We start from the raw sequence: 26,339 nt of genomic DNA, 5'->3' as shown, positions 1-26,339 counted from the left end.
GGACCACCCCATGACATTCTTTTCGAACCTTCGCATCGGCACCCGCCTGACCCTTGCCTTCGCCATCGTGCTGGGGCTGACGCTCATCTCCAGCGCGGTGGGGCTGATGTCGGCGCACAGGAACGCCGAAGCCACGCGCATCATGATGCAGAGCCCGCTGGCCAAGGAGCGGCTCATTTCCGACTGGTACGTGCTGACCTACTCGGCCATCGCGCGCACCTCGATGATCGCGCGCACCACCGACGAGGCGCTGCCGATGCTCTTCGCCGACGTGATCTCCGAGAGTGTGAAGAAGGGCAGCGAGACCATGGCCAAGGTCGAGGCGCTGCTGGTCACCGACGAAGAAAAATCGACCTACAAGTCCATCGTCGAGCTGCGCGCCAAGTACCAGGCCGCCAAGGACGAGGTGACCCGCGCCAAGGCCAGCGGCAACACGGTCGAGACCGTGCGCGCCTACCAGCTGTCGTTCCAGCCGGCCGCCAAGGCGTACGAGAACCGCGTGCTCGAACTGCTGGCCATCGAGCGCCGCGCCATCGACGACATGAGCCACGCCATCGACGCGGCGAATGCGAAGAGCTTCAACCTGCGGCTGCTGCTGACGGCGCTCACGGTGCTGCTGGGCGGCCTGTTCGCCTTCTTCATCTCGCGCAGCATCGTGCGCCCGCTGGCCAAGGCCGTGGGCGTGGCCGAGACGGTGGCCGCCGGCGACCTGAGCGCGAACATCCGCGTGGACAGCCGCGACGAGACGGGCCAGCTGATGCAGGCGCTGAAGGACATGAACGCCAACCTGGCGAAGGTGGTGGGCGAGGTGCGCACGGGCACGGAGACCATTGCCACGGCCTCGGGGCAGATCGCCTCGGGCAACCAGGACCTGTCGTCGCGCACGGAAGAGCAGGCGAGTTCACTGGAGCAGACGGCGGCGTCGATGGAAGAGCTGACTTCGACGGTGAAGCAGAACGCGGACAACGCGCGGCAGGCGAACCAGCTGGCGGTCTCCGCTTCGGAAGTCGCAGTGAAGGGCGGCGCGGTCGTGTCGCAGGTCGTGGACACGATGGGTTCGATCAACGCTTCGTCCAAGAAGATCGTCGACATCATTGGTGTGATCGATGGCATTGCATTCCAGACCAACATCCTGGCGTTGAATGCAGCGGTTGAAGCAGCCCGTGCGGGTGAGCAAGGTCGCGGCTTTGCGGTCGTTGCCTCCGAAGTCCGCAGCTTGGCCCAACGCTCCGCCGCCGCCGCCAAGGAAATCAAGACCCTCATCGGCGACTCGGTGGAAAAGGTCGAAGAAGGCAGCAAGCAGGTCGCCGAAGCCGGCCGCACGATGGAAGAGATCGTCGGCAGCGTGAAGCGCGTGACGGACATCATGGGCGAGATCACCGCCGCGAGCCAGGAACAGACCTCCGGCATCGAGCAGATCAACCAGGCGATCACGCAGATGGACCAGGTGACGCAGCAGAACGCGGCGCTGGTCGAGGAAGCCTCGGCCGCCGCGCAGTCGCTGCAGGAACAGGCCGGCGCCCTCGTGCAGGCCGTGAGCGTCTTCAAGCTCGACGCGAACGCGGTCGCAACGACCCGCGCCAGCTTCACGCGCATCACGCCAATCCCCAAGCCGCCGAAGCCGGCGCCCAAGCCGCGCGCCAAGGCGCTGCCCACGCGCCGTGAACCCACCGGCGCACCGCAGCTCGCCATGGCCGGCGACGCCAAGGGCGACTGGTCGGAGTTCTGAGAAAGACGGCATGACACCGCGCGCCCTCAACTTCGGGCGCGCGCTGCCGATAACCAGCGAGCGGCATCGCGCGTGATGCCGCTCCCCCACACCCCTTTGACAGGTAAAGCCTTATGTCCGGAAGCATGTTCTACACAGGTCTGAGCGGCCTCGCGGTCGCCCGCACCGCGCTGATGACCACGGCCCACAACACCGCCAACGTGTACACGGCCGGCTACAGCCGCCAGATCGCGCAGATCGCCTCCGCGGGCGGCATTGCCAGCGGCTCGGGCTTCATCGGCTCGGGCGCCAACGTGACGACCGTGTCGCGCAGCTACGACCGCTACCTCACGGCGCAGCTGGCCACCGCGCAGTCGCAGTCGGCCGCGCTGGCCACCAACGGCGTGCAGGTCAACCGCATCGACCAGCTGCTGGCCGACAAGACCTCGGGCATCGCGCCGCTGATGCAGAGCTTCTTCACCAGCGTGCAGGGCGTGGCCAACACGCCGGCCGACCCGGCGGCGCGCCAGCAGATGATCAGCGCGGCGCAGTCGCTGGCCAGCAAGTTCCGCGCGACCGACCAGTACCTGTCGGACCTGAACACCTCGGTCAACGAGCAGATCGTGGGCAGCGTGAGCCAGATCAACACCTACGCCGCCAAGATCGCCAGCCTGAACCAGCAGATCAGCCAGATGAGCGCGGTGGCCGGCGGCCAGGCACCGAACGACCTGCTCGACCAGCGCGACCAGCTCGTGAGCGAGCTGAGCCAGGTGGTCGACGTGCGCGTGCTGCAGCAGGACGACGGCAAGTACAACGTGTTCATCGCCACCGGCCAGTCGCTGGTGGTGGGCGACCACGCGTCCAAGATGGCGGCGGTGACGTCGTCGGCCGACCCCACGCGCCAGGTGGTGGCGCTCTCGGGCTTTGCCGGCAACACCGTCGAGCTGGACGACAGCGCCTTCACCGGCGGCGTGCTCGGCGGCCTCATGGCCTTTCGCAAGGACACGCTGATCCCCACGCAGAACGCCATCGGCCGGCTCGCCATGTCGGTGGCCGACGCGGTGAACGCGCAGCACAAGCTGGGCGTGGACCTGAACGGCGCGCTGGGCCAGAACTTCTTCTCGCAGGCCGTGCCGGGCACGATCGCCAATGCAGGCAACAGCGGCAACCTCGAGCTCGGCGCCACGCTGACCGATGCGTCCAAGCTCACCACGAGCGACTACAACGTCAGCGTGACCGACGTGGCGGGCACGCTCACCTACACGGTCACGCGGCTCTCGGACAAGACGCCGATGGGCAGCTTCACCACCTTCCCGATCAGCTTCGACGGCGTGAGCCTCACGGCCGCGAGCGGCACGGCGCAGGCCGGCGACTCGTTCCTGGTGCAGCCCACGCGCACCGGCGCGCGCGACCTCGAGGTGCTGGTGCGCGACCCGGCCAAGGTGGCCGCCGCCTCGCCCGTGATCACCGGCAACACCGCGGGCAACAAGGGCAGCGGCGCGCTGGGCGCGGCCACCGTCGATGCGGCCTACCCGGGCTCGCCGCTGGCCGGCAACGTCACGCTGAGCTTCAACGCGGGCACCGGCACGCTGTCGGGCTTTCCGGCCGGCTCGGCCGTGACCGTCACACGTGCCGACGGCACCGCCACCAGCTACCCGGCCGGCACGCCCGTGCCCTACACGGCGGGCTCGAAGATGAGCTTCGACGGCATCACCGTGGCCATGACGGGCGCGCCCGCGCAGGGCGACACCTTCACCATCGGCAAGAACACCGGCGGCGTCTCCGACGGCGGCAACGCGCTGCTGCTGGGCGCGCTGCAGCGCAAGACCACCATGTCGAACGGCACCGCGACCTTCAACGGCGCCTACTCGCAGCTGGTGAGCGACGTCGGCAACCGCGCCATGTCGATCAAGGTGGCCGCCGTCACGCAGGACAGCGTGACCGGCCAGATCAAGGCCAGCCAGCGCGCGATTTCGGGCGTGGTGCAGGACGAGGAAACCGGCAACCTGCTGATGTTCCAGCAGATGTACCAGGCCAACGCCAAGGTGATCCAGACCGCGTCGGCCATGTTCGACGCCATCCTCGGCATCCGCAGCTGATCGTTCACCCCCCGCACAGATTTCAGGACCCGCGATGCGCATCAGCACCCAATCCTTCTACGAACAGAGCCTGCAGTCGATGGGCCTGCAGCAGCAGAAGCTGTTCAAGGTCCAGCAGCAGCTGGCGACCAACTCCAAGTTCCTGACGGCCGGCGACGACCCCGTGGGCGCGGCGCGCGCGCTCGGCGTGAGCCAGACGCTGGCGGAGGGCGCCCAGTTCACCACCAGCCGCCAGCGCGCGGCGCTGGCGCTGTCGACCGAAGAGAATGCGCTCAATTCGGTGACGGCGATCTTGCAGAACGTGAAGACGCTGGTCGTGCAGGCCGGCGGCGGCGGCCTCTCGGACGCCGACCGCGCCTCGCTCGCCACCGCCATCCAGAGCAGCCTGGAGCAGCTCGTGGGCGTGGCCAACAGCGACAACGGCAGCGGCCAGTACCTGTTCGCCGGCTTCAAGAGCGGCAGCCCGCCCTTCGTGATGGCTGCCGGCGGCGGCGTGCAGTACGTGGGCGACCAGGGCGAGCGGCTGATGCAGATCGACGTGGCGCGCCAGATGTCGACCTCGGACGATGGCCGCAGCATCTTCCAGTCGGTGCAGGGCGGTGCGGGCTACGTGACCTCGGGCTCGCCCGCCAACACCGGCTCCGGCGTGTTCGGCGCGGTGAGCATCACCGACGCCACCGCACCGAACTACGGCAAGGATTTCACGATCCGCTTCACCGGCACCGACTACACGGTGACGACCAAGGACACGCCGCCCGTGGTGGCCGCGAGCGGCGCCTTCACCGCCGGCACCCCGATCTCATTCGGCGGCGTGCAGATCGCCATCAGCGGCACGCCGGCCAACGGCGACAGCTTCGACGTGTCGACCGCGCAGAACGCCGGCACCGACATCTTCGCGGCCCTGGGTGAGCTGGTGACAGCGCTGCGCGCACCGCTCAACGGCGGCGGCGCGGCGGCCCAGGCGCAGCTGCGCAATGCGTTGAGCACCGCCAATGTGAAGGTCACGAACGCGCACGACAACGTGCTCACCGTGCTGTCGTCGGTGGGCTCGCGCCAGGTCGAGCTGCAGGCGCTCGACAGTGCCGGTGCGATGAACAAGCTGCAGGAAGAAAGCTACCTGTCCTCGATCGAAGACCTCGATCCGTACACGGCGATTTCCGAGTTCTATCAGCGGCAGTCGTCGCTGCAGGCGACGCAGATGACGTTTGCCAAGTTGAACAGCATTTCGCTTTTCAACTACCTGTGAGGGTGGGGTGGCCAGCGGCTGCGTGCTGGCCACTGGAGGGGGAAAGCCGATCGTCGCGATGGACGCGGGCAGAATGCGTCGGCTGGCTGCCGTCGGTCGTCCGCCTGGCAGCCGCGCACCACCCCCACCTTCCTCGGAGAATCGATCCATGGCCGAACGTGCATATGGGGCACCGGCACCTGCGACCCAGACCACGCTGGCTGGAGAGCGCTGGTACGGCAAGGACATCGACCGGCAAACCTACACCGCCGTCCTGTTCAGCGATCTCGACCTCACGGAGGCCAGGAACACCGGCTCGGTGTTCACCGACTGCACGTTCCGGAGCGCGCGCTTCAATTCGTCGGTCCACACGGATGCGGCTTTCGTCAATTGCACGTTTGTCGCCTGCAAGTTCTTCGACGCCAGCTTCATCGATTGCAAGTTCATCGGCAGCATGTTCGATGGCTGCATGTTCGAGGTGATGAAGGCGGTCGGCGGCGACTGGTCGTTTGCCGGTCTGCCGGGGGCCGACCTGCGCAAGGCGTCATTCCATGGCACACGGATGCGCGAGGTCGACCTCACGGGCGCTCGGTGCGACGGCGGCGTTCTTCGCGATGTCGATCTGTCGGGGGCCTGGCTGCACAGCGCCAACCTCTCGCGCTGCGACCTGCGCGGCAGTGACCTGAGCGCACTCGAACCGCAGCACGTGCAGCTCCAAGGCGCAGTTATCACCGCCGTGCAAGCCTTGACCATCGCCGAGGCGCTGGGAATGGACGTCAGGCCGGAGGAATAGAAACGAGACAGCGCGGGTGCGATGAACACGAGGCAGGAAGCAAGCTGCCTGCCGTTGGCGCGTGATTGCTTCTCCACCTGCGTTTTGCGAGGCGGGCCACCGGTTCCCGTGGCCTCCCACAAAAGTGGTATTTCGTTTGCGAATCGTCCGGCTAGATTCAGGCGCCATCCTGGAGGAGAAAAGCATGCCGATCGTTCGCACCCTGGCCCTGAGCGTCTTCCTGCTGGGCACGGCCTTGCCCGCCCTGGCTGCGAACGACGGCACCGACAGCCATTGCGTCATCGGCAAGGACAGCACGCTTTTCAACCAGTGCAACTACAGCGTCGACGTCGGCTTCTGCGTCGAGAACCCGCGGCAGACCAAGCACTTCTTCGACAGCTCCGAGGCCTTCCAGTGTCCCAACGGCGGACTCAGCACGCTGGGCCCCGGCAAGAAGGAGGGCAACCTCCTGCACGGCACCGTGCACTGGTGGGCCTGCTCGACCAAGCACCGGGGCACGGGCCGCTGGCGGTACGTGGAAGGGCGGGGCTACCGGGGGTACTGCTTCTCCGAGAAGGAGGCGAAGGCCGCGAATCCTGCGCCCTCGCAGCGAACGCGCGCCTCATCTGAAGAATGCAAGGCGCTGCAGCAACGCGCCACGCAGGCCTCGGGCCCCGGCGCGGACCGGGTCCACAACTACACGATGATCGAGTACCTCGATCGCAGCTGCGGCAACCTGACACCCGAAGACCGCGCGGCCACGCGCAAGGTCTATCAGCAGGAGTACGTGCGGCTCGTCTCCGAATGCAGGCATTCGGGCGCCAGGAACTGCGACTCGGCCGCCATGCCGAACGAGGCCGCGGCGCCGGAACGCCCGACGGTCCAGGCGGGCAGCGTCCCCGCGGCGAGAGCCTCCTCGCGCAGCGAACCCTCCGTGGACATGCTGATGTCGCGCTGCTCGGACGCCCTGCGGACCGCCATCGACACCTTCTATCAATCGGAGGTGGAGGCCGACCGCTACTACCGCCGCACGCACACAGGGTCTCGCGAGCGGGTGCAGGGCTGGATGACGGAAAAAGCCAGGGTCGAATACGCCGCAGGCGCGCTGGCCGTTCCGCCCCAGTCGCTGGCCGAGTACCACGCCGGGGCGCTGCAGGAGGCGGCGAGCCGGACCCGGCCGATGGGCAATGGCCTGCACGATCCCCATCGCGAACAGGCGCTTCTGCGGGCCTGCTACATGAAGGCCCGGCTCGACAGCCGCTAGAGGCCCGTGCGGGCGCGTCCTGTTCAGGCGCGGATGTGCAAGGGCGCGAACGACTTCACCAGGTCGTCCAACGCCTTCAGCTGCGTGAGGAAAGGCTCCAGCTGGTCCAGCGGCAGGGCGCTGGGGCCGTCGCACTTGGCCTGTGCCGGGTCGGGATGCGCTTCGAGAAAGAGGCCTGCCAGGCCTACTGCGAGGCCCGCGCGCGCCAGCTCGGCCACCTGCTCGCGCCGCCCGCCCGAGGCGATGGCGTTGGCCTCGCGTTGCTGGAGTGAATGCGTCACGTCGAAGATGACCGGCAGGTCCCCGGTGACCTTCTTCATGGTGCCGAAGCCGAGCATGTCCACCACCAGGTTGTCGTAGCCGAAGCAGGTGCCACGGTCGCACAGGATGACGGAAGAATTCCCCGCCTCCTTGAGCTTCTCCACGATGTTGAGCACCTGCGTCGGGCTCAGGAACTGGGGCTTCTTGACGTTGATGACTTTGCCGGTTTGGGCGAGCGCGACGACCAGGTCGGTCTGGCGGGCGAGAAACGCGGGCAGTTGCAGGACGTCCACCACTTCGGCGACGGGTTTCGCCTGCCAGGGCTCGTGCACGTCGGTGAGAACGGGCACGCCGAACGCCGCCTTGACGGCCTCGAAGATCTTCAGGCCCTCTTCCAGGCCAGGGCCCCGGTAGGAGTGGATGGACGAGCGATTGGCCTTGTCGAAGCTCGCCTTGAAGACATAGGGAATGCCGAGCTTCTGCGTGACCCGCACGTACTCTTCCGCGGCACGCAGGGCCATGTCTTTCGACTCGAGGACGTTCACGCCGCCGAACAGGACAAAGGCACTGCTGTTGCTGACGGTGATGGCGGGGGTGATGGCGACGGTGGTCAAGGCGAGCTCCTCTGAAGTGTCTGTTGCCCCGCATTCTCGCGGTTCGGCTCCTGGCCCAGAATGGGCCCCTGGCCACGCCAGCGACGTTGAACCCGAACCCCGCCATGCAACCTCAGCTCCGAACCTCCCGTCTCGTCCTGCGCCCGTTCGATCCCGACGACGCCGATGACGTGCAACGCATCGCAGGCGATGTGCGCGTCGCCGAGCCGACCGCGCACGTGCCCCACCCGTATCCGGATGGCGTGGCCAGCGAATGGATCGCCTCGCACGCTCCCGCATTCCGCGCGGGAACCGACGTCATCTATGCCGTGACCAGCGCCGACACGGGCGAGCTGCTGGGCGCGGTGCAGCTGGCCCACATGTCCACGCTTCATCGCCGCGCCGAGCTGGGCTACTGGGTCGCCTTCGCGCATTGGTCGAGCGGCATCTGCTCCGAAGCGGTCGGCGCCGTGATCCGCTACGCACACGGCGAGCTCGGCATCAGCCGCATCGTCTGCAGCTGCCTGCCGCGCAACATCGGCTCCGAGCGCGTCATGCAGAAGGCCGGGTTCCTCCCGGAGGGGCGCCTGGTGACGCATGTGAACCACCGGGGCGTCTTCGAGGACATGCTGATCTACGGCCTGAGCCTGCCTGGCCGATAAGGGCGGTGCACGAACCCGGCGCGGGGCCGGTGCGCCGTGATCCGCGTTAGGCTGCAGCGAACGCCATGAAAGTACTTTTCCCCAATCCCTTTGGCCGCGCAGCGGCATCGGCGCAGGCGGTCGAAGCGCTGCAGCGCCGCCTCGGTTTCTCCGACGCCTACGCCACCTTCCTGCGAACCCAGAACGGCTTCTCGCTGTACGAGATGGAACAGGCCGGCGACATCGCGGCCTATGTGCAGCCAGACGGTACGGCGAGCAGCGCCTCGCACGCCAACTTCCGGGTGCTCAACAGCTTCGGCGCATCGGACCCCCACTGCGACCTGGAGACGTTGCAGGCCGAGAGCCTGCTGGCCGCCTGGTTTCTGGACATCGGCAGCGACCCGGCGGGCAACCCGTTCGTGGAGGTGCTGCACGGCCGGCACAAAGGCCGGATCGCCAGCCTCGACCACGACCTCTTTGCAGGCAAGCTGGACACGCAGGAGTTCCTGGCCGACATGGAACTGGCCCACCTCCCATCGCTCAGCCTCGATGCGCAGGCCGATGCGCTGTGCGACGAGGCGCAGGGCCTGGTGTGGTTCCACGCCAGCGACATGCAATCCTTCCTGGACCATTGCATCCACTGCGACGACGATTTCTGGGGCTTCGTGGTGGACGAGCGCGCGCCCTGACGCAGTCGGATCAGTTTCTCGCCACGCTCCTGAACGCCGCAGACAGTGCGTCCACGGCCTCACGCGCCCGAGCCTCCCGGACCCGGGAGTGCAGCAGGACCGGCAGGCGCGGCAGGTCGGGCAGACCCAGCTTGGGGCCCACGTCGACGCAGCCCAGGGGCAGCATGCGCGGCGCCAACGCCGCGACGCCCAGGCCGGCCATCACCGCCGCCGCCACGGCCGCGACGCCGCCCCCCACAAAGACTTCGGTCCACGGGATGCCGGCCGTGTCCAGGAGCTGCTCCGCCAGCGCGCGCACGCCGCAGGGCTGCGCCATCGTGGCCAGCGGCAGCGGCTCACCCACGCGATGCTGCCAGCCTGCGGCAGCGAACCAGCCGAAGCGCTCCTGCGTCAGAAGCTTCCCGTCCGTGCGTCCGGCGTGCAGCCGGACGATGACCGTGTCGAGTTCGCGTCGGTCGTAGCTCTGGAGCAGATCGCCCGACGAGCCGATCCGGATATCGATCAGCAACTGCGCGTCTTGCGCGTTCATGCGGGCGATCAGCGCGGGCAACTCCGGGCCTGCCACGTGGTCGCTGATGCCGATGGTCAGTCGCTGGCGGGCACTCGCAAAGGCCGCCAGCGTGCGATCGTGGACTGCCAGGAGTTCCCGGGCATGTCCGAGGAAGGCGGCACCGCGCGCCGACAGTTCCACGTGCCGGGGTGTTCGCTCCAGGAGCCGGCAGCCCAGCCTGTCTTCGAGGCGTTTCAGTTTCAGGCTGATCCCTGCCTGCGTGGTCTGCATGACTTCTGCGGCGCGCGTGAAGCTGCCCAGCTCGGTGATGCGAACGAAGGCCTGAACGGCGTCGAGATCCAGCGGGCGATCAGTCATGACAAAAGATTGTTATTGAGATAAGTATCAATAGCAAATCCGAATACATAACATCCGCTGTTCCAAGATGACCGGAGTAGCGATGCCCACCATTCACATCTCGATGCGCGCGGGAAAGCCCGAGGCCTACCGGCAGGCGATCTTCGACAGCCTCTATCGCGCCCTGCGTGACACGTTGAACGTGCCGCAAGACGACCAGTTCATGACGATCACCGAGCACGAGGCCGCCAACTTCCGATATGGAGGCGCCTTTGGCGTCGCGCGCAGCGACGATCTCCTGTACATCCAGATCACCGTTTTCAACACGCGCACCGCGCAGCAGAAGAAGGCGCTGTTCCAGCGCATTGCGCAGCTGCTGGCCGAGAGTCCAGGGATACGTCCGGAGGACGTCTTTGTGACCATTGCCGATGCCCCCAAGGAGAACTGGTCCGTCGGGCATGGGCTGGCGCAATTTGCCTGAGGAATGGCTCCTTCAGCCTCCAAAGGAAAGCCTGCATCCATCGCGCGATTCCAGAAAACTGGTGGACGGAATTTGAAAGAGGCCGGCTTCCTCTTCCCGACCTGACGCTTGCTGACAACGCCACAGACCGCGCGCCTACTTCGCCAGGAGCGACGCAATCGCCGGCCCGGCCAGGCCGATGGTGGCACCCAGTGCATCGGCGTGGCCATTGGGACTGTTCATCTCGACATACTCTGCCGGCGTGCCTTGCGCCTTGAGGATCTCCACGGCGCGTTGGGACAGGAGCGGCGGAAAGATCTGGTCCGAGCTGATGCCCACGAACAGCGACCTGGCCTTGATGCGTTCTGGTTTGGCGCTGGGCAACTGCAAGGCCTTCAGCGTGTACAGCCAGCTGTTGGCGTCCATGCCCTTGGCACGCGCTTCGCCGATCTTCTCGAGGGTGGCATCGACCGCAAACTGGTTCGCGGCCGCTTCGCCGGGGTTCTTGCCCGGGTCGGCCCACTTCTGGCCGAACGCCTTGTCGGCCCAGGCGAAGCTGAGCGCGTCGAGCGTGACCAGCCGCATGGCCTGCGTCATGCCGGCCAGCGGCTCGGCCTTGCCGTGGTAGTCGCCGTGGGCCCAGTTCGGGTCCAGCCGCACGGCCGCGCCCCACGAGCTCATCTTGGCGATGGCGTAGGCCGGGCTGTCGACGCCAGGTCCCACGATGGACACCAGGCGTTGCACGCGCTCCGGGTAGGCCGAGGCCCATTCCACCGACATCCAGGCGCCGGCCGACGCGCCGGCCACGGCGTAAAGGGTTCGAATGCCCAACGCATCGAGCAGGGCCTTCTGCACCTCCACCGTGTCCCGCGCAGCCAGCACCGGGAAGCGCGGACCATACGGTTTGCCGGTGGCAGCGTCGATGCTGGCCGGGCCGGTGCTGACGACGGTGGCCGATGCGCGATTGGGGTTGGCCAACGCGTCGGTCGCGATGACGAAGAACCGATCGGTGTCGATCGGCAGGCCGGCGCCGATGATCGTGTCCCAGTAACCCGGCGCGGCGTCGCTCGCCGCATACCGGCCGGCGGCGTGCGAGGTGCCGGTGATGAAGTGATTGATGAGGATCACGTTGTCTCGCGCCGCATTCAGGCGGCCATAGGTTTCATAGCCGATGCGCACGCCCTTGATGACCTGGCCGTTCACGGTCGTGTAGGTGGGCAGGTTGAACACCTGCTTTTCCACGATGCCGTCGAAGGCCTGTGCGTTCGTCGTGACGAGGGCCGCACAGACGGCGGCCGCGGCGCAAAGCAGCGTGTTCGAAAGAGAAGAAGATCGTTGCATGGGGACTCCCGGGTGGTGAGGCCCGCACTGTCGGCGGCCGCAGCCGGGCGCGCATCCGGTTTGGCGCCCAAACGTCCAACCGAGGGTGCCAACGGTCGTGAGGCGGCATCGAGCGGTCGCCGTTCGGTCCCCTCAAACGACGGCTCGAGGACAAACTCGCCCCCACGAGCCCTCGATCGGTGGCGGCATGGCGTGCCAACCTCTACAGTGGCGCGATGCATGCAGCCGACGGCCACCCGTGATCCGCGTTGATTCACCGATTCCCGCCCGATGGCTGGGCGCAGCGCGGCTGACGGCCGGCGCGTTCCTGCTGTGCGCGATCGCGGCCGGGCTGCTCTTCTGGGCTGCTCCTGCACTCGAAACACCGGCGCGCCTGTTCGTCTTCGTCGAATGTGTCGGCATGGTGTTCGTTGCGTGCGTCGCGGTGCTGGGCCGCTTTGGACGACTGCGGCGAATGCAGGCGCTGCCCCGTTGGCTTCTGACCGGCGCGATCGCCATCCCGACGGGGTACTTCGGCGGTCACCTGGTCGCGCTCCTGATCCTGGGCGAACCGATCGGCCGCGTCGTGGGCCATGACAGCGACTACATGGTGGCGCTCGCCTTCGGCCTGGTGCTGGCCGTGTTCGTCCTCTACGTCGCCGCGACGCGTGACCAGCTTGCCAAGGAGGCGGTCGCCCGATCCGACGCCCAGCGCCTGGCCACCGAATCGGAACTGCGGCTGCTGCGCGCGCAACTCGAGCCTCACATGCTGTTCAACACGCTGGCGACTCTGCGCTCGCTCGTCAGCGAAGACCCGCGACAGGCCGAGCGCATGATCGACCAGCTGATCGTCTACCTGCGCAGCACGCATGCCGCGTCACGCGACGAGGTGACGACGCTGCAGTCGGAGTTCGCCCAGCTGAGGGCGTACCTCGACATCATGTCCTTGCGCATGGGGCCCAGGCTGGCCTATCGGCTCGACTTGCCCGCCGAGCTGGAGCGGATCGCCATCCCGCCGATGCTGTTGCAGCCGCTGGTCGAGAACGCCATCAGGCACGGCCTGGAGCCGAAGTTGGGCGCTGGTGGCGTCGAAGTGCTGGCACGTTCGATCGAGGGCGGCATCGAGGTCGCGGTGGACGATTCCGGCCTGGGCTTGTCGCCGCACCTGCCCGCTTCGGGGGGCGACGAGGTCTGCGGGGCCGGACTGAAGAATGTGCGTGACCGCCTCCAGACTCGCTATGGCTTGCGTGCGTCCCTGTCTCTGCAAGCGCGATCGCCGTGCGGCGTGCGCGCGGTCGTGAGGATTCCATCGTGAGCGCGTGGCGCGGCGTGATTGCCGAAGACGAACCGGTGCTGTCCAGAACACTGCAGCGCTTGTTGCACGAAGCCTGGCCCGAGCTGGAGATCGTGGGCGTCGCCGACGATGGCCTGAAGGCGATCGAGCTGGCACAGACCCTGGCGCCCGACGTGATGTTCCTGGACATCAAGATGCCGGGCAAGACAGGCCTGGAAGTCGCCGAGGCCGTCGCTGACGAGTGGCCCGACGACCAGGCCGAACCGCTCTTCGTCTTCATCACCGCGTACGACAATTTTGCGATCTCGGCGTTCGAGCATGCGGCGATGGACTACATGCTCAAGCCGGCGACGCTCGAACGCCTGCAGGTCTGCGTGCAACGCCTGAAGCACAGGTTGCACGAGCGCGCCCGGACACCGGCGGCCGGTGGCATGGCGGCCCTGATGGAGCGCGTGCAGTCGATCACCGATCCGGCCGACGCGCCCGAAAAGATCAAGGTCATCCGCGCCGGCGTCGGCAACACCGTGCGGATGATTCCGGTCTCGGAGGTGATCTGCCTGGAAGCCGCCGAGAAGTACGTCAATGTCGTCACGGCCCAGGGCGAGGCGTTGGTGCGCATGAGCCTGCGCGATCTGGTGTCGCGGATCGACGCCACCGACTTCACGCAGGTGCATCGCGGCGTGCTCGTCAACACCCACAGCATCGTGAGTGCCACCCGCGACGAGAACGGGCGCTATAGCTTGTCGGTGCGGGGCCTGGCGCGATCGCTCAAGGTCAGCCGTGCGTTCGGGCACCTGTTCCGCGCGATGTAGCGGCAGCGGGCTCGTGGATGGCCTGGGCCAGGGCCGGGGTCATCGTCTCGGGGCGCGCAGCCTCGCGATGCCGAAGCCCAATGCCACTGCGACGCACAAGAAGGCCAGCACGGCCAGCCAGGTGGATTGGGTGAAGTAATAGGCGCCCAAGGCCGCACCCGCCGCTACGAAGGCGCCCAGCCATTCCAGGGCGGGGTCGAGCCAGCTCTTGGCAGCGTGCGCCTTGGGTTCCGCGAACGCGCGATCGTGTTCGTCGATCTGCTGTGTTGTCGTCGGCGATCTGCGGGCCTTCCGTTGTCGCGGGTCGGGGAAGTGTTCTCGCACCGCCCGCGTGGGCCAGGCGCCATCGCTGGATGACGCGAGGCCGCTCAAGGTCCAGACCGGGTCCGCGTCGTGCCTCGCAAGATCCGACATCAGGCTTTCGAGCGCCTTGCTGTCGTGGAGACCGTCGATGTCCCCAAGATCGGCGCGCAGCCATGGCTCGGCGTCGGCCGCATCTGGCAGGCCGGAAGTGCGCAGCAGGAGATAGTCCCCGAAGTGCTGCGCAATCAGTGCTTCAAAGGACGCGTAGATCGGGCGGTAGCGTTCTCCGACGGCGCCGAGGATCGCTTCACGCCGTGTCGTCAACCGCGCAACCGCTGCGGCCTTGTCAATGACGAGGTAGGGATAGGTCGCGTCGGCGCCGAAATCCTCCAGGCATTCCTCGCGGTCGACGGCCGAGGCTTCGTCGTCGATGTCGTATTCGTCGATGAAGCGCGCGTACCGGATGTCGCTGGTGCTGAAGAGTGCCCGCCAGAACAGCGGGAAGAACGCGTTGGCCTCCAGCTCCGTGCCATGGCCGAAGAAACTGCGCCATTCGTTGCGGCTGCCTTCCGGCATCCGGGGCAGGGAGGAGCTGGACAGATAAATGGGGTGTGACATGCGCGACCTTCCGTGTTGCGGCCGGAATCATCTTAGTGGGAGCGGCGCGCCATCCCGTGACCCTGCTGTCCTTCAAACCAGCCGACTGGCCGCAAGCAGCCCTTCACCCCTCAGTGCCGCAGCCCCTGCGTGAACCGCAGCATGTTCGAGAGCGACTCCGCAAACCGCGGCTCCAGGAACGCCGCCAGGTGCGGCATCAGCAGCTGCAGCATCACCAGCCCCGCCAGCAGCGTGAGCGGAAAACCCACCGCGAAGATGCTGAACTGCGGCGAGGCGCGGTTCAGGATGCCCATGGCGAGGTTGAGCGTGAGCAGTGCGGTGATCAGCGGCAGCGCCAGCAGCAGGCCGCTCGCGAAGATGTCGCCGCCCGTCAGCACCAGGAACATCCAGCCGCCGGCCGCGAGCGGTGCGTCGGCGATGGGCAGCGTGTGAAAGCTCGCGGCCAGCGCCTCCAGCATGAGCAGGTGGCCGTCCAGCGCCATGAAGATCAGCATCGCCAGCATGTTCAGCAACCGCGACACCACCATCGTGCTGCCGTGGCTCATGGGGTCGAAGAACGATGCGAACGACAGGCCCATCTGCAGGCCGATGTACTCGCCCGCGGCCAGCACGGCCGTGAACACCAGCCGCATCGAGAAGCCCATGGCGGCGCCGATCAGCACCTGCTGCACGAGGATCCAGAAACCGCCCGCCGACACCACGGGCACTGCGGGCAGCGGCCCGATCGTGGGAGAGATCACCAGCGTCAGCACGGCGGCGATGCCCACCTTCACCTGCCGCGTCGCCCAGGGCTCGCCGAACACCGGCGCCGTGGAGACCATGGCCAGCATGCGAACGAAGGGCCAGAGGAAGGCCACCAGCCAGGCCTCGAGCTGGCCCGAGGTGACGGAGAAAACCGAGGGCGTCACGCCAGCATCTGCGGGATGCTGGCGAACAGGGCGCGCATGTAGTCGAGCATGCGGTCGAGCATCCATGGCCCGGCGATGACCAGCGTCGCGAACACTGCGAGCAGCTTGGGAATGAAGGACAGCGTGGCCTCGTTGATCTGCGTGGCCGCCTGGAAGATGCTGACCACCAGGCCGATCACCAGCGCCACCAGCAGCAGCGGCGCACCCAGCAGCAGCGAGATTTCCATGGCCCGGTGGCCCATGGTCATGACGGATTCGGGCGTCATAAGTAGAAGCTCTGCGAGAGCGCGCCGATCAGCAGCTGCCAGCCGTCGGCCAGCACGAACAGCATGAGCTTGAAGGGCAGCGCGATGGACGCGGGCGGCACCATCATCATGCCCATCGACATCAGCACGCTCGCCACCACGAGGTCGATGATGAGAAAGGGAATGAAGATGGTGAAGCCGATCTGGAACGCCGTCTTCAGCTCGCTGATGACGAAGGCCGGCAGCAGGATGCGCAGCGGCACGTCTTCGGGCCCCTGCATCTCGGGCGCCTTGGCGAGCCGCGCGAACAGGGCCAGGTCGGTCTCGCGCGTCTGCCTGAGCATGAAGGTCTTGAAGGGCGCGATGCCGCGCTCCAGCGCTTTCTCGGCGCTGAGCTTGCTTTCGGAGAAGGGCACGTAGGCCTCGGTGTAGGCCTTGTCGAACACCGGCGACATCACGAAGAAGGTGAGGAACAGCGACAGTCCCACCAGGATCTGGTTGGGCGGCGAGGTCTGCGTGCCGATGGCGGTGCGCAGCAGGCCCAGCACGATGAGGATGCGCGTGAAGCTGGTCATCGACAGCAGCAGCGCGGGCAGGAAGGTGAGAGAGGTCAGCAGCACCAGCGTCTGCACGCTCAGCGACCAGGTCTGGCTGCCGCCGGGGCCCGGCGTGCTCGTGAGGCCGGGCAGCCCTTGGGTCCACGCGGCGGCGGGCAGCGTGGCGGCGAGCAGCAGCAAAGCGGTGCGCAGGCCGCGGTGCAGGGCAGGGCGCGTCATGGGGCGGTGCGCGTTTTGCCCGCGAGGGAATCGCGCAGCTTCTGGGCGAACAGGCCCACCGGGTTCTGTGGCGACATGGGTGTGACTGCCGCAGGCGTTGCCTGGGCCGGCAGCGTGTGCAGCGTGCGGACCTGGCTGCTGGTGACGCCCAGCACCAGCCACTGGCCGGCCACGTCCACCACGACCACGCGCTCGCGCGGGCCGACCATGGCGGTGGACACCACCTTCACGACCTGGCCGCCGCCCAGCCGCTGCAAGCCGAAGCGCCGCGCCAGCCACGCGCACAGGAAGATCAGGCCGACGACTGCCGCCATGCCGAAGCCCGCCTGCAGCAAGCCCGCGCCGCCGACCGCAGCGGGAGGCGCGGCTTCGCGCACCGGCGTGGGCACGGTGGGCAGCGCCGCATGCGCTGCATGAAAGCCCAGTGCGAGCAGAGCGGCGCCCCGCGCGAGCAGCGAAGACACCCGCGCCAGGTTCATGCGCGCGCGAGCTTCTGCATGCGCTCGGAGGGCGTGACGATGTCGGTCAGGCGGATGCCGTACTTCTCGTTCACCACTACCACCTCGCCCTGCGCAATGAGGTAGCCGTTGATCAGCACGTCCAGCGGCTGGCCGGCCAGGCCGTCGAGCTCCACCACCGAGCCCTGCGACAGCTGCAGCAGGTTCTTGATGGTGATGCGCGTGCGGCCGATCTCGGCGGTGAGCTGCACGGGCACGTCGAGCACGCGCGCGATGTCCACGGGCGTGGCGGACGATGCAGCCGGTGCATCCTGGATCTGCTGGAAGACCTGCGCCGTTGCGGGAGCCACGGCCGGGTCGGGCGCGGGCGCGCTGGCCGCGGTCTGCTCGGCCAGTGCGCTGGCCCAGTCGTCCGCGTCGCTGGCGGCAGAGGTGTTGTCAGTCATGGTCGTTCTTCGAATCGCTGTCTTGGTGGGAGATCATGTGTTGCACGCGCAGGGCGTAGCGCTCGTTGGAGGTGCCGTAGCCGCAGGCCATCACGGGCACGCCGCCGACCTTGGCGACCACCGTCGCCGGCAGCTCGATGGGAATCACGTCGCCCACGCGCAGCTTCATCACCTCGCCCAGCGTCGAGGGCATGGTCACGAAGTCGGCGGTGAGCTCGACGTCGGCGGCCTGCATCTGGCGCGACATCTGCGTGACCCAGCGCTTGTCGACCTCGACCTCGTCCTGGATCGGGTTGGACAGCAGGTCGCGGATCGGCTCGATCATCGAGTAGGGCAGGCACACATGCAAAAAGCCGCCGATGGGGCCGAACTCGATCTGCAGCGTGGTGTTGATCACCACCTCGTTGGGCGCCACGATGTTGGCGAGCTTGCCGTGCATCTCGGCGCGCACGTAGTCGAAGGCCAGCGGAAACACCGGCTGCCACGCGTCGCCGTAGCACTGCAGCGACAGGTCGAGCAGGCGCTTGATGATGCGCTGCTCGGTGCGCGTGAAGTCGCGCCCTTCCACGCGCACGTGGTAGCGACCGTCGCTGCCGAACAGGTTGTCCACCACGAGGAACACCAGCTTCGGGTCGAACACGAAGAGGGCGGTGCCGCGCAGTGGCTTCATGTGGACCATGTTGATGTTCGCGGGCACCGGCAGGTGCCGCACGAATTCGCCGAACTGCTGGATCTGCACCGGCCCCACCGAGATGTCGGGGCTGCGGCGCATGAAGTTCAGCAGCGCGCTGCGCAGGCCGCGCGCAAAGCGGTCGTTGATGACCTCCAGCGTGTGCATGCGGTTGCGCACCACGCGGTCGGGCGCGCCGAGGTCGTAGGCCGGCAGGCCGTCGGGCGGCGGCGCGGGCGCGGCGGCCTGGTCGAGGTCGCCGCCGGTGACGCCTTGCAGCAGCGCATCGACCTCGTCCTGGGAAAGCACCTGTTCATACGCCATGGATCGCGGGTCCGCAAACGGGCATCGTCGTCACTGCACGACGAAGGAGTTGAAGGACACGCTCGCAATGCCCAGCTCGGGCAGGCCTTCGGCCAGCGGTGCGTTCAGCGCGCTGTGGATCTCCGTGGCCAGCCGGGCCTTGTCTTCCGAGGTGACCAGCGATTCGGGCGGGCGGTTCGACAGCAGCACCAGCAGGCGGCTGCGCAGCTCGGGCATGAACTCGACGATCTGCGCCTTGGCCTGCTCGTCGCGCACCTTCAGCGCCATGCCGATCTGCAAAAAGCGCGAGCGGCCTTCGGACTGCAGGTTGACGGTCAGCGGCTCCAGCAGCAGGAAGATGGGCTTCTCGGGCACCGGTGCCTTGGCCGTCTCGGCGGCGGCGTGCTCGGTGAAGCGGGGCAGCACGAAGACGTACGCCGCCGCGCCGGCCGCGGCCAGGCCGAGGACGGCCACGAGCCCGATCAGCAGTTTCGAGGTGCGGCGCGAGGCCGGCGGGTCGGTCGCGACCGACGCAGCCGCGGTGGCGGCGGGAGAAGAGGTAGCCATGGTGAAACGGTGGACGGGTCCGATCTATTCTTTGCGAAGTCGCCCGCCGGCGAACGGCCGAACAAGCGCACAAAGGCGCTTCACATCCGTTCATTGCGGGAGGCGGACGGGGCGGTTTCAGGCGAAGGTGTCGACGCCCGGGCCCGTGCGTGGGGCGGCAACGGGGCGGGGTGCTGCCGTTGTCGAGGGGGCGATGTCGGTGGCAGCGGAAGTGCCCTGCGGTCGCCATGCGCCCTGTCGCTGGTGTTGTTGCTGCTGTTGCTGCGCAAATGCCGCGTCCTGCCCGAAGGGCGCGCGCGTGTCCGCGCCCACCGAGGTCTGGCCCAGCGTGATGCCTTGCTCCGACAGGCTGGTGCGCAGCTGCGGCAGCGCGGCTTCGACGGCCTTGCGCACGCTCTCGTGCGCCGACACGAACGCGGCCTGCGCCTGGTGCTCGCCGACCGACAGCGTGACCTTCAGCGGGCCGAGGCCGGCGGGGTTGAGGTTCAGCTCGGCCGTGTGCGTGCCGCCGAGGCTCATGCGCGCGAGCTGCTGGCCGAGTGCGGGTGCCCATTTCTCGCTGCCGACTTCGGGGGCGAGCGTGTGGACGGTAGGGCGTGCGGCGGGGCTTTCGGTTGTGCGGTCGGTGGAGGTGGTGGCGGGTTGTTGAAGTGCGAACGGCGCGGTGGACGGCGCCGCCGCGTCGTCGCCCGAGGTGCCGGTCGACACTGCTGCGACGGGCACTGCTTCTGTCGTCGAAGGCTTCGCATCGCCAGCGGGCTGGGCTTGCGCAGCGGCTGCGAGTTGTTCAGTGGTGGTGGCGCTCACGGTGCGCGGTGCACCCGTGCGGCCCGGTGCGGCGGTGCCGACGGGCGGGCCTGCGGGTGCGGTCGCTGGCTTCTTGCCATCGACAGCCATCGGCTGCGCGGCCACGGCGGCGCGCACGATCTCGTACAGCGAGGGCGGCGCGGCGTTGTCGGCTTCAGGCGTCGCGCTTTGTGCGGCGGCTGTGGCGGTGGGGGCAGAAGCGTCTTCGGTGGCGATGGCGGGCGCGGTGGCGGCTTCGCTGCTCAGGCGGACCGTGCTAGCAGGCAGGCCGGCTTGCGCGTCAGGCGTGACCGGCGCCAGTGAGGTTTCTGGCGCACCGCTGCCCTGTGTGGCCGCACCTCCCGCAAGCACCAGTGCCTGTTGCGGCGTGACGGCGGCTGCGAGAAAGGCGAGGTCGGGCTCCGCAGGCAGCGCGTCCCGGATCTCTTCCGCAAGGTCCGTCTTGCGCAGCGGCTTGGCATCCGCCACCACGGTGTCGGCATCCGACGCCTTCTCGGCCTGGCTCGCACGCGAACGTTCGAGCGCGGCACCGAACGCGCGGCCCTGCGCTTCGTCGGCGTTGCTGCGGCCACGTGCGCCGCCCTGCGCGACCGGCGAGGTGGCGGCAGGCGTGACGGACGGCGGGATCATGGGAGGCATGTCGGTTCCTGGAGGAGATTCAGTGGGTGGGGTGCGAGGCGCGGTCGAAGAACTGGCGGGCGGCGCGTTCGTCGCTGTCGCGTTGTTCGCGCTTGGCCTGCGCCATCAGCTCCTGCGCGCGCACGCGATCGGCCAGCGTGTCGAAGGAGCTGAGGCGGCGCTTCTCGCGCTGCCAGTCGGTGCGGCCCCGGTCGAGCTGGTGCCCGGCCCGCTCGGCGATGGCGCGTTGCTGCGCGATCGCGTGGTCGAGCGTGCCGAGGAAGTTGCGGTAGTTGCGCCACTGCGACGACGGCAGGCCGCCGCGCATCAGCGTGTCGAGCTGCGCGTGGTAGTCCTGGCGGTACTGCAGCAGCAGCTCGAGCTTTTGCTGCGCGCTCAGGTGCGCGCTCTGCAATGCGCCCAGGCGGCGCGCGGCGTCGTCGGTCTGGCTCTGCGCCAGGTCGATGAGCATGCCGAGGGGGAGCTTGCTGCTGCTCATGGGCGTCCTGGGGAAGGTATGTTCGTGAACAGGCTGTCCATGTGGGCGATGGCCTCCTCGTAGCCGGTGCGTTCGTGCATCGACTGCTGCAGGAAGGCCTCGATGCGCGGGTACATCGCGATCGCCTGGTCCAGCTGCAGGTCGTGCCCCGGCGCGTAGGCGCCGACGCTGATCAGGTCGCGGTTGCGCTGGTAGCGCGACAGCATCTGCTTGAAGCGGCGCACGGTGTCGAACTGCGCGGGCGCAATCAGCGACGTCATCGCGCGGCTGATCGAGGCCTCGATGTCGATGGCCGGGTAGTGCCCGGCCTCGGCCAGCGTGCGCGAGAGCACGACGTGGCCGTCCAGGATCGCGCGCGCCGAATCGGCGATCGGGTCCTGCTGGTCGTCGCCTTCCGACAGCACGGTGTAGAAGGCCGTGATCGAGCCGCCGCGCCCCTGCGCATCGCGCGCGCCGTTGCCGGCGCGCTCCACCAGCGCAGGCAGCCGCGCGAACACCGAGGGCGGGTAGCCCTTGGTGGCGGGCGGCTCGCCCACGGCCAGCGCGATCTCGCGCTGCGCCATCGCGTAGCGCGTGAGCGAATCCATGATGAGCAGCACGTCCTTGCCCTGGTCGCGAAAGTACTCGGCCAGGCAGGTGGCATAGGCCGCGCCCTGCAGGCGCAGCAGCGGCGAGTTGTCGGCCGGCGCAGCCACCACCACGGCGCGGGCCAGGCCTTCCTCGCCCAGCGTGTTCTCGATGAAGTCCTTCACCTCGCGACCGCGTTCGCCGATGAGGCCGACCACGATCACCTCGGCGCTGGTGTAGCGCGCCATCATGCCCAGCAGCACGCTCTTGCCCACGCCCGAGCCGGCAAACAGACCCATGCGCTGGCCGCGGCCGACGGTGAGCATCGCGTTGATGGCGCGCACGCCCACGTCGAGCACCGAGTCGATGGCCGCGCGCGACAGCGGGTTGATCGGCGGCGCCGCGAGCGGCACCTGGCGTGCCACGTCGAGCGGGCCCAGCCCGTCGAGCGGGCGGCCGGCCGCATCGACCACGCGCCCCAGCATGCCTTCGCCCACGGGCAGGCGCTTGGTGTGGGCGTCGCCGGTCGCTCCGGGCTCACGCAGGCCGGGCCGCGCGAACACGCGCGCGCCGGGCAGCAGGCCCGCCACTTCGGTCTGCGACATGAGGAAGAGGCGGTCGCCCGCGAAGCCCACCACTTCGGCCTCGGCGTGGCGCTGCGGATGGCCGGGCGGCAGTTCGATGAGGCAGTCGCTGCCCACGGGCAGCTGCAGGCCCACGGCCTCGAGCACGAGGCCGACGGCGCGCGTGAGGCGGCCCGAGGCGGTGGTGGTCGTGCTGCGGGCGACGTCGGCGCGCGCCTGTTCCAGCACGGCGCGCACGCTGTTCAGATGGGGGTTGGTGGCCGTCGTCTGCATCGGCTCAGGAAGCGTCGCCACGCAGCGCCGCACCCACGCGCTCCCAGCGCGTGGCCAGGCTGGCGTCCAGCTCGCCCGTGGCCGACTGCACGCGGCAGCCGCCGCGCGCCAGGCTGTCGTCGGCGCGCAGCTGCCAGCCGGCCGCCTCGATCTCGTTGCCCAGGCTGTTCTTCACCAGCGCCAGGTCGTCGGGGTGCAGCAGCAGGCGCGGTTCGCCGCGCAGCGCGGGTTCGGCGTGCAGCAGGTCGCGCACCAGCGGCAGCACCCACTCGGGCTCGGCCTGGTAGGTGCGGTGCACCACTTGGCGCGCCACGTCGAGTGCGAGCGCGAGCACGGCCTCGGCCAGTTCGGCCTCGGCGCCGCGCAGCGCCTCGGGCAGCGAGCGGGCCAGCGCGCGCAGACGTTCGGCGTGCACGCTGGCGGCGGCGAGGCCGGTGGCCAGGCCTTCGGTGTGGCCGACCTGGCGGCCTTCGGCCAACCCGGCGGCGCGGCCCTCGGCTTCGCCCGCGGCGCGCGCTTCCTTGCGGATGCGGGCCAGCTCGGCGAGGTCGACCTTGGGCGCGGGAGGCGCAGGCGGTGGAGAAGGGCGCTGTGCCGTGTGGCGCGAGAGGGCCGCGCCCGACGGCGCCTTGCCATCGAGCGTGCCCATCTCCCAGCGCTCCCAGGCCGAGAGCGCGGGCGTGCCGGCGCCGGCCTGGCGCGCAGCCGCGTGGATGGCAGCGAGGCGCTCGCGCGAGCCTCCGAAGGCGCCGGGGTCAGACGAAGTCATCGGTGCCAGGCGCCGCGATCACGATCTCGCCGGCGTCCGCCAGACGGCGGGCGACCTGCAGGATGGCCTTCTGTTCGGTCTCCACCTGCGACACGCGCACGGGGCCGCGCAGCTCCATGTCCTCGCGCAGCGTCTCGGCCGCGCGCTGCGACATGTTGCTGAGGAACTTGTCGCGCAGCTCCAGCGGCGCGCCCTTGAGCGCGATGATGAGCGAGTCGCTCTCGATGTCCTTGAGCAGGCGCTGGATGCTGCGGTCTTCCAGGCCCAGCAGGTTCTCGAACACGAACATCTCGTCGACGATGCGCTGGGCCAGCGCCTCGTCCTGTTCGCGCACATGGGCGATGGCTTCTTCTTCCACCGTGGTGCTCATCAGGTTGACGATCTCGGCCGCGGTGCGCACGCCGCCCAGGCGGCTGCGGCGCAGGCCCTGGCCCGCGAGCATCTCGGTCAGCACCTCGGTGAGCTCGTTCAGCGCCGAAGGCTGCACGCCGCCGAAGGTGGCCACGCGCATGATCACGTCGTGGCGCAGGCGCGCGGGCAGCTTCTCGAGCACTTCCGAGGCCTTCATGCGGTCCAGGTGAACCAGCAGCGTCGCGAGGATCTGCGGGTGCTCGTCGCGGATGAGCTCGGCCACCTCGCCGGCCTCGAGTTCGTTCAGGCGCTCGATGCCGCCGTGCGGCTCGTCGGGCTGCAGGATGTCTTCCAGCAGGTTGCTCGCGCGGTCGTCGCCCAGCGCCTTCTTGAGCACGGCGCGGATGTAGCTGGTCGAGCCCAGGTGCAGCGCCGACAGCTGCTCGGTCTCCTGGCGGAACTCGGCCAGCACCGAGGCCAGCTCGTCGCGCGACACCGCGCTCAGCTTGGACATCGCCAGCCCCAGCGCCTGCACCTCGGAGGTGGGCAGCAGGTGCAGCGCGGCGGCGGCGCGGTCTTCGCCCAGCGCCATGAGCAGGATGGCGCTCTTGCGGGTGCCTGCTTCGCTGCTAGTCATCGGAGTGCATCCAGTGCTGGATCAGGGCGGCCACGAGCTTGGGGTCCTTGTCGGCGGTCTGCTGGGCGTAGTCCATGTCGGCCTTCTGGCGTGCGGACTCGCGCTGCTGCAATGTTTCTTCGGGCTCGGCCGGGGCCGTGCCGGTGGGGGCCACGGCGCCCGCATCGGCCACGGGTTGGGCGGGCGGCGGCGCGGCCAGGTGCCGGCGCATCAGCGGGCGCCCCACGGCGAACCAGGCGAACAGCGCGAGCAGGCCGATGAGCAGGTAGGGGACCAGCGTCTTGCCGAACGCGAGGGTGTCGCGGTCGCGCCAGAACGGCACGTCGGTCGCGGGGCCGGCGTCGCTGTCGCCGTCGCGGGCGAAGGCGCTGTTGACCACGTTGAGCGAGTCACCGCGTTCCTGGCTGAAGCCCATCGCTTCCTTGGCGAGGTTGCGGATCTGTTCCAGCTCGGCGGGCGCGAGCGCGCGGGCGCTGGTCTTGCCCGCGGCATCGACCGTGTCGCGGTGGTTCACCACCACGGCGACCGACAGGCGCTTCACGCCGCCGGCGGCCTGCTGCACGTGGCGGATGGTGCGGTCGAGCTCGTAGTTGGTCGTGACGTCCTTGCGCGTGTTGCTCGGGCCGGCCGGTGCGGGCGCGGGAGGCGTGTTCGCCGTGCCCGGTGCGTTGGGTGCGTTCGGCGGCCTGGGCGCGGTGATCGGCGCCGTCGGGTTCACCGGCGGCTGGTTCGACAGCGCACCCGGCACGCCGCCGGGCGGTGCGCCGTTGTGCTGCGCCGATTCGCTGGACTGCTGGCTGCGGATCGCGGCCTGCGCCGGGTCCTGGTTGGGCCGGTACTTCTCGTCGGTGTGCTCCACCACCGAGAAGTCGATCTCGGCCGCGACCTGCGCGCGCACGTTGCTCGCGCCCACCAGCGGCTGAAGAATGGCCTCGATGCGGCGCACGTAGCCCTGCTCGATCTCCTGTGCGTACTTGAGCTGGCTCACGTCCAGCCCCTGGCTGGTGCCGCGCGCCGACGACAGCAGGTTGCCGCGCTGGTCGACCACCGTGACGCTCTTGGCGTCCAGGTCGGGCACGCTGCTAGACACCATGTGCACGATGGCGCTCACCTGGCCTTCGTCGATGCTGCGCCCGCGCATCAGCGTGAGCACCACCGAGGCCGAGGGCTTCTTCTGGTCGCGCACGAACAGCGACGGTTTGGGCAGCGCCAGGTGCACGCGCGCGGCCTCGATGCTGCCGATCGATTCGATGGAGCGCGCCAGCTCGCCCTCGAGCCCGCGCTGGTAGTTGACCTGCTCGGCGAACTGGCTGGTGCCGAACTTCTGGTTGTCCATCAGTTCGAAGCCCACGCCGCCGGCCTTGGGCAGGCCCTGGGCCGCGAGCTTCAGGCGCGTTTCCGCCACCTTGTCGCCCGCGATCAGGATCGCGCCGCCGCCCTCGGCGAACTTGTAGGGCACGTTCATCTGCTGCAGCGACGCGATGATCGCGCCGCCGTCGCGGTCCGACACGTTGGTGTAGAGCACCTTGTAGTCAGGGCCGCGGCTCCACAGGAAGAAAGCGGCCGCCACCGTCACCAGCGCCGCGGCGCCAAGGATCAGCGGCAGCCGGGGCTGCGCGCGCATGCGCTCCAGCATCGGGGGCAGGCCGTTGGCGCCCGCCGCCAGGCCGCCCGTGGGCGCGGCCGTGCTCATCGGCACGCCTTCGCCGGGGCCGTTGCGCCGCGCAGGGCCGGCGCCGGTGTGAGAGAGGGAATTCGGTGTTGGGATGTCATGCCGGTGGCCGGCGACGTCGTGCGCGGCCTGTGGTTTCGCGAACGATTGTCAGCAGGCGATGTGGAATTCGATCGGTCGAACAGCCGGGGGTTTTGCCCTCAGTTGCGCGTTTGAATGGGGGTCTTCCCTTGATACGCTGCCTGCCGGTTGGAGCGCTCGCGCGCTCCGTGTCAAGTCAGCT

At 68.6% G+C, this 26,339-nt stretch carries 27 protein-coding genes; 10 read left to right on the top strand and 17 right to left on the bottom strand.

All coding sequences use genetic code 11. The annotated features are described in order from the left end of the window. Window positions 1-10 precede the first annotated feature (10 nt). The 5 genes from AC1RL8_RS18725 to AC1RL8_RS18705 all read left to right on the top strand — a co-directional run bounded on the left by AC1RL8_RS18725 (window position 11) and on the right by AC1RL8_RS18705 (window position 7,068). The gene (locus AC1RL8_RS18725) at window positions 11-1,729 is read left to right on the top strand and encodes a methyl-accepting chemotaxis protein (protein WP_492685869.1); all 1,719 of its coding nucleotides are present in this window, start codon (window positions 11-13) and stop codon (window positions 1,727-1,729) included. A 125-nt stretch (window positions 1,730-1,854) separates the two neighbouring features. Next, window positions 1,855-3,807, top strand: coding sequence for a flagellar hook-associated protein FlgK (gene flgK, locus AC1RL8_RS18720; protein WP_492685870.1), 1,953 nt, complete (start codon window positions 1,855-1,857; stop codon window positions 3,805-3,807). 34 nt (window positions 3,808-3,841) lie between these two features. Further along, the gene (gene flgL, locus AC1RL8_RS18715) at window positions 3,842-5,053 is read left to right on the top strand and encodes a flagellar hook-associated protein FlgL (RefSeq protein WP_492685871.1); all 1,212 of its coding nucleotides are present in this window, start codon (window positions 3,842-3,844) and stop codon (window positions 5,051-5,053) included. A 148-nt stretch (window positions 5,054-5,201) separates the two neighbouring features. After that, window positions 5,202-5,825, top strand: a complete 624-nt coding sequence (locus AC1RL8_RS18710) for a pentapeptide repeat-containing protein (protein WP_492685872.1) — start codon at window positions 5,202-5,204, stop codon at window positions 5,823-5,825. A 184-nt stretch (window positions 5,826-6,009) separates the two neighbouring features. Further along, window positions 6,010-7,068: a hypothetical protein gene (locus AC1RL8_RS18705; RefSeq protein WP_492685873.1), complete on the top strand. Its 1,059-nt coding sequence runs from the start codon at window positions 6,010-6,012 to the stop codon at window positions 7,066-7,068. Window positions 7,069-7,091: 23 nt separating this feature from the next. Here AC1RL8_RS18705 and kdsA read toward each other — a convergent pair whose 3' ends face one another. Then, window positions 7,092-7,943, bottom strand: coding sequence for a 3-deoxy-8-phosphooctulonate synthase (gene kdsA, locus AC1RL8_RS18700; protein ID WP_492685874.1), 852 nt, complete (start codon window positions 7,941-7,943; stop codon window positions 7,092-7,094). A 104-nt stretch (window positions 7,944-8,047) separates the two neighbouring features. Here kdsA and AC1RL8_RS18695 point away from each other — a divergent pair, with 104 nt between their 5' ends. Further along, window positions 8,048-8,584, top strand: coding sequence for a GNAT family N-acetyltransferase (locus AC1RL8_RS18695; RefSeq protein ID WP_492685875.1), 537 nt, complete (start codon window positions 8,048-8,050; stop codon window positions 8,582-8,584). Window positions 8,585-8,649: 65 nt separating this feature from the next. Continuing rightward, window positions 8,650-9,252, top strand: coding sequence for an SMI1/KNR4 family protein (locus tag AC1RL8_RS18690; RefSeq protein ID WP_492685876.1), 603 nt, complete (start codon window positions 8,650-8,652; stop codon window positions 9,250-9,252). 10 nt (window positions 9,253-9,262) lie between these two features. Here the strand turns inward: AC1RL8_RS18690 and AC1RL8_RS18685 are convergent, their stop codons facing one another. Continuing rightward, entirely contained in the window at window positions 9,263-10,120 is an 858-nt protein-coding gene (locus AC1RL8_RS18685; protein ID WP_070061544.1) for a LysR family transcriptional regulator, read from the bottom strand. Window positions 10,121-10,202: 82 nt separating this feature from the next. Here AC1RL8_RS18685 and AC1RL8_RS18680 point away from each other — a divergent pair, with 82 nt between their 5' ends. Next, window positions 10,203-10,580 carry a tautomerase family protein gene (locus AC1RL8_RS18680; RefSeq protein WP_492685877.1) on the top strand — a complete coding sequence of 126 codons (378 nt, stop codon included), beginning with the start codon at window positions 10,203-10,205 and terminating at the stop codon, window positions 10,578-10,580. A 135-nt stretch (window positions 10,581-10,715) separates the two neighbouring features. Here AC1RL8_RS18680 and AC1RL8_RS18675 read toward each other — a convergent pair whose 3' ends face one another. Further along, the gene (locus AC1RL8_RS18675; RefSeq protein WP_492685878.1) at window positions 10,716-11,900 is read right to left on the bottom strand and encodes an alpha/beta fold hydrolase; all 1,185 of its coding nucleotides are present in this window, start codon (window positions 11,898-11,900) and stop codon (window positions 10,716-10,718) included. 238 nt (window positions 11,901-12,138) lie between these two features. Here AC1RL8_RS18675 and AC1RL8_RS18670 point away from each other — a divergent pair, with 238 nt between their 5' ends. Beyond that, window positions 12,139-13,194 (top strand): sensor histidine kinase, encoded by a 1,056-nt coding sequence (locus tag AC1RL8_RS18670; protein ID WP_492685879.1) that lies wholly within the window; start codon window positions 12,139-12,141, stop codon window positions 13,192-13,194. Next, window positions 13,191-13,985, top strand: coding sequence for a LytR/AlgR family response regulator transcription factor (locus AC1RL8_RS18665; protein ID WP_492685880.1), 795 nt, complete (start codon window positions 13,191-13,193; stop codon window positions 13,983-13,985). The genes AC1RL8_RS18670 and AC1RL8_RS18665 overlap by 4 nt, the downstream gene beginning before the upstream one ends. A 39-nt stretch (window positions 13,986-14,024) precedes the next feature. On the opposite strand, the gene AC1RL8_RS18660 is transcribed toward AC1RL8_RS18665, so the two are convergent. The 14 genes from AC1RL8_RS18660 to fliF all read right to left on the bottom strand — a co-directional run bounded on the left by AC1RL8_RS18660 (window position 14,025) and on the right by fliF (window position 26,077). Beyond that, window positions 14,025-14,906: a hypothetical protein gene (locus AC1RL8_RS18660; protein ID WP_492685881.1), complete on the bottom strand. Its 882-nt coding sequence runs from the start codon at window positions 14,904-14,906 to the stop codon at window positions 14,025-14,027. Between the two features lie 110 nt (window positions 14,907-15,016). Next, a complete protein-coding gene (gene fliR / locus AC1RL8_RS18655; RefSeq protein WP_492685882.1) occupies window positions 15,017-15,814 on the bottom strand; it encodes a flagellar biosynthetic protein FliR in 798 nt (265 codons plus the stop codon). Then, window positions 15,811-16,080: a flagellar biosynthesis protein FliQ gene (gene fliQ / locus AC1RL8_RS18650; protein ID WP_062469313.1), complete on the bottom strand. Its 270-nt coding sequence runs from the start codon at window positions 16,078-16,080 to the stop codon at window positions 15,811-15,813. The genes fliR and fliQ overlap by 4 nt, the downstream gene beginning before the upstream one ends. Continuing rightward, a complete protein-coding gene (gene fliP / locus AC1RL8_RS18645; protein WP_492685883.1) occupies window positions 16,077-16,835 on the bottom strand; it encodes a flagellar type III secretion system pore protein FliP in 759 nt (252 codons plus the stop codon). Before fliP ends, fliQ begins: the two co-directional genes overlap by 4 nt. Then, a complete protein-coding gene (gene fliO, locus AC1RL8_RS18640) occupies window positions 16,832-17,314 on the bottom strand; it encodes a flagellar biosynthetic protein FliO (RefSeq protein ID WP_492685884.1) in 483 nt (160 codons plus the stop codon). The genes fliP and fliO overlap by 4 nt, the downstream gene beginning before the upstream one ends. After that, entirely contained in the window at window positions 17,311-17,739 is a 429-nt protein-coding gene (gene fliN, locus AC1RL8_RS18635; protein ID WP_062469325.1) for a flagellar motor switch protein FliN, read from the bottom strand. Before fliN ends, fliO begins: the two co-directional genes overlap by 4 nt. After that, window positions 17,732-18,733, bottom strand: coding sequence for a flagellar motor switch protein FliM (gene fliM, locus AC1RL8_RS18630; protein WP_062469328.1), 1,002 nt, complete (start codon window positions 18,731-18,733; stop codon window positions 17,732-17,734). Before fliM ends, fliN begins: the two co-directional genes overlap by 8 nt. A gap of 30 nt (window positions 18,734-18,763) precedes the next feature. Beyond that, the gene (fliL, locus tag AC1RL8_RS18625; RefSeq protein ID WP_159274388.1) at window positions 18,764-19,279 is read right to left on the bottom strand and encodes a flagellar basal body-associated protein FliL; all 516 of its coding nucleotides are present in this window, start codon (window positions 19,277-19,279) and stop codon (window positions 18,764-18,766) included. A gap of 117 nt (window positions 19,280-19,396) precedes the next feature. Then, window positions 19,397-20,725 (bottom strand): flagellar hook-length control protein FliK, encoded by a 1,329-nt coding sequence (locus AC1RL8_RS18620; protein ID WP_492685885.1) that lies wholly within the window; start codon window positions 20,723-20,725, stop codon window positions 19,397-19,399. Window positions 20,726-20,744: 19 nt separating this feature from the next. After that, a complete protein-coding gene (gene fliJ, locus AC1RL8_RS18615) occupies window positions 20,745-21,203 on the bottom strand; it encodes a flagellar export protein FliJ (RefSeq protein ID WP_062469337.1) in 459 nt (152 codons plus the stop codon). Next, complete coding sequence (gene fliI / locus AC1RL8_RS18610; RefSeq protein WP_492685886.1) at window positions 21,200-22,627, bottom strand: flagellar protein export ATPase FliI; 1,428 nt, start codon at window positions 22,625-22,627, stop codon at window positions 21,200-21,202. Before fliI ends, fliJ begins: the two co-directional genes overlap by 4 nt. Before the next feature lie 4 nt (window positions 22,628-22,631). Beyond that, complete coding sequence (gene fliH, locus AC1RL8_RS18605; protein WP_492685887.1) at window positions 22,632-23,396, bottom strand: flagellar assembly protein FliH; 765 nt, start codon at window positions 23,394-23,396, stop codon at window positions 22,632-22,634. Next, complete coding sequence (fliG, locus tag AC1RL8_RS18600; RefSeq protein WP_062469343.1) at window positions 23,383-24,384, bottom strand: flagellar motor switch protein FliG; 1,002 nt, start codon at window positions 24,382-24,384, stop codon at window positions 23,383-23,385. Before fliG ends, fliH begins: the two co-directional genes overlap by 14 nt. Next, window positions 24,377-26,077, bottom strand: coding sequence for a flagellar basal-body MS-ring/collar protein FliF (fliF, locus tag AC1RL8_RS18595; protein WP_492685888.1), 1,701 nt, complete (start codon window positions 26,075-26,077; stop codon window positions 24,377-24,379). Before fliF ends, fliG begins: the two co-directional genes overlap by 8 nt. Window positions 26,078-26,339: the final 262 nt, after the last annotated feature.

Source organism: Variovorax sp. GW822-FHT04E09 (assembly GCF_058800845.1).
Note: the sequence above shows the minus strand (reverse complement) of the source record. Positions and strands in the feature narration are given on the sequence as shown.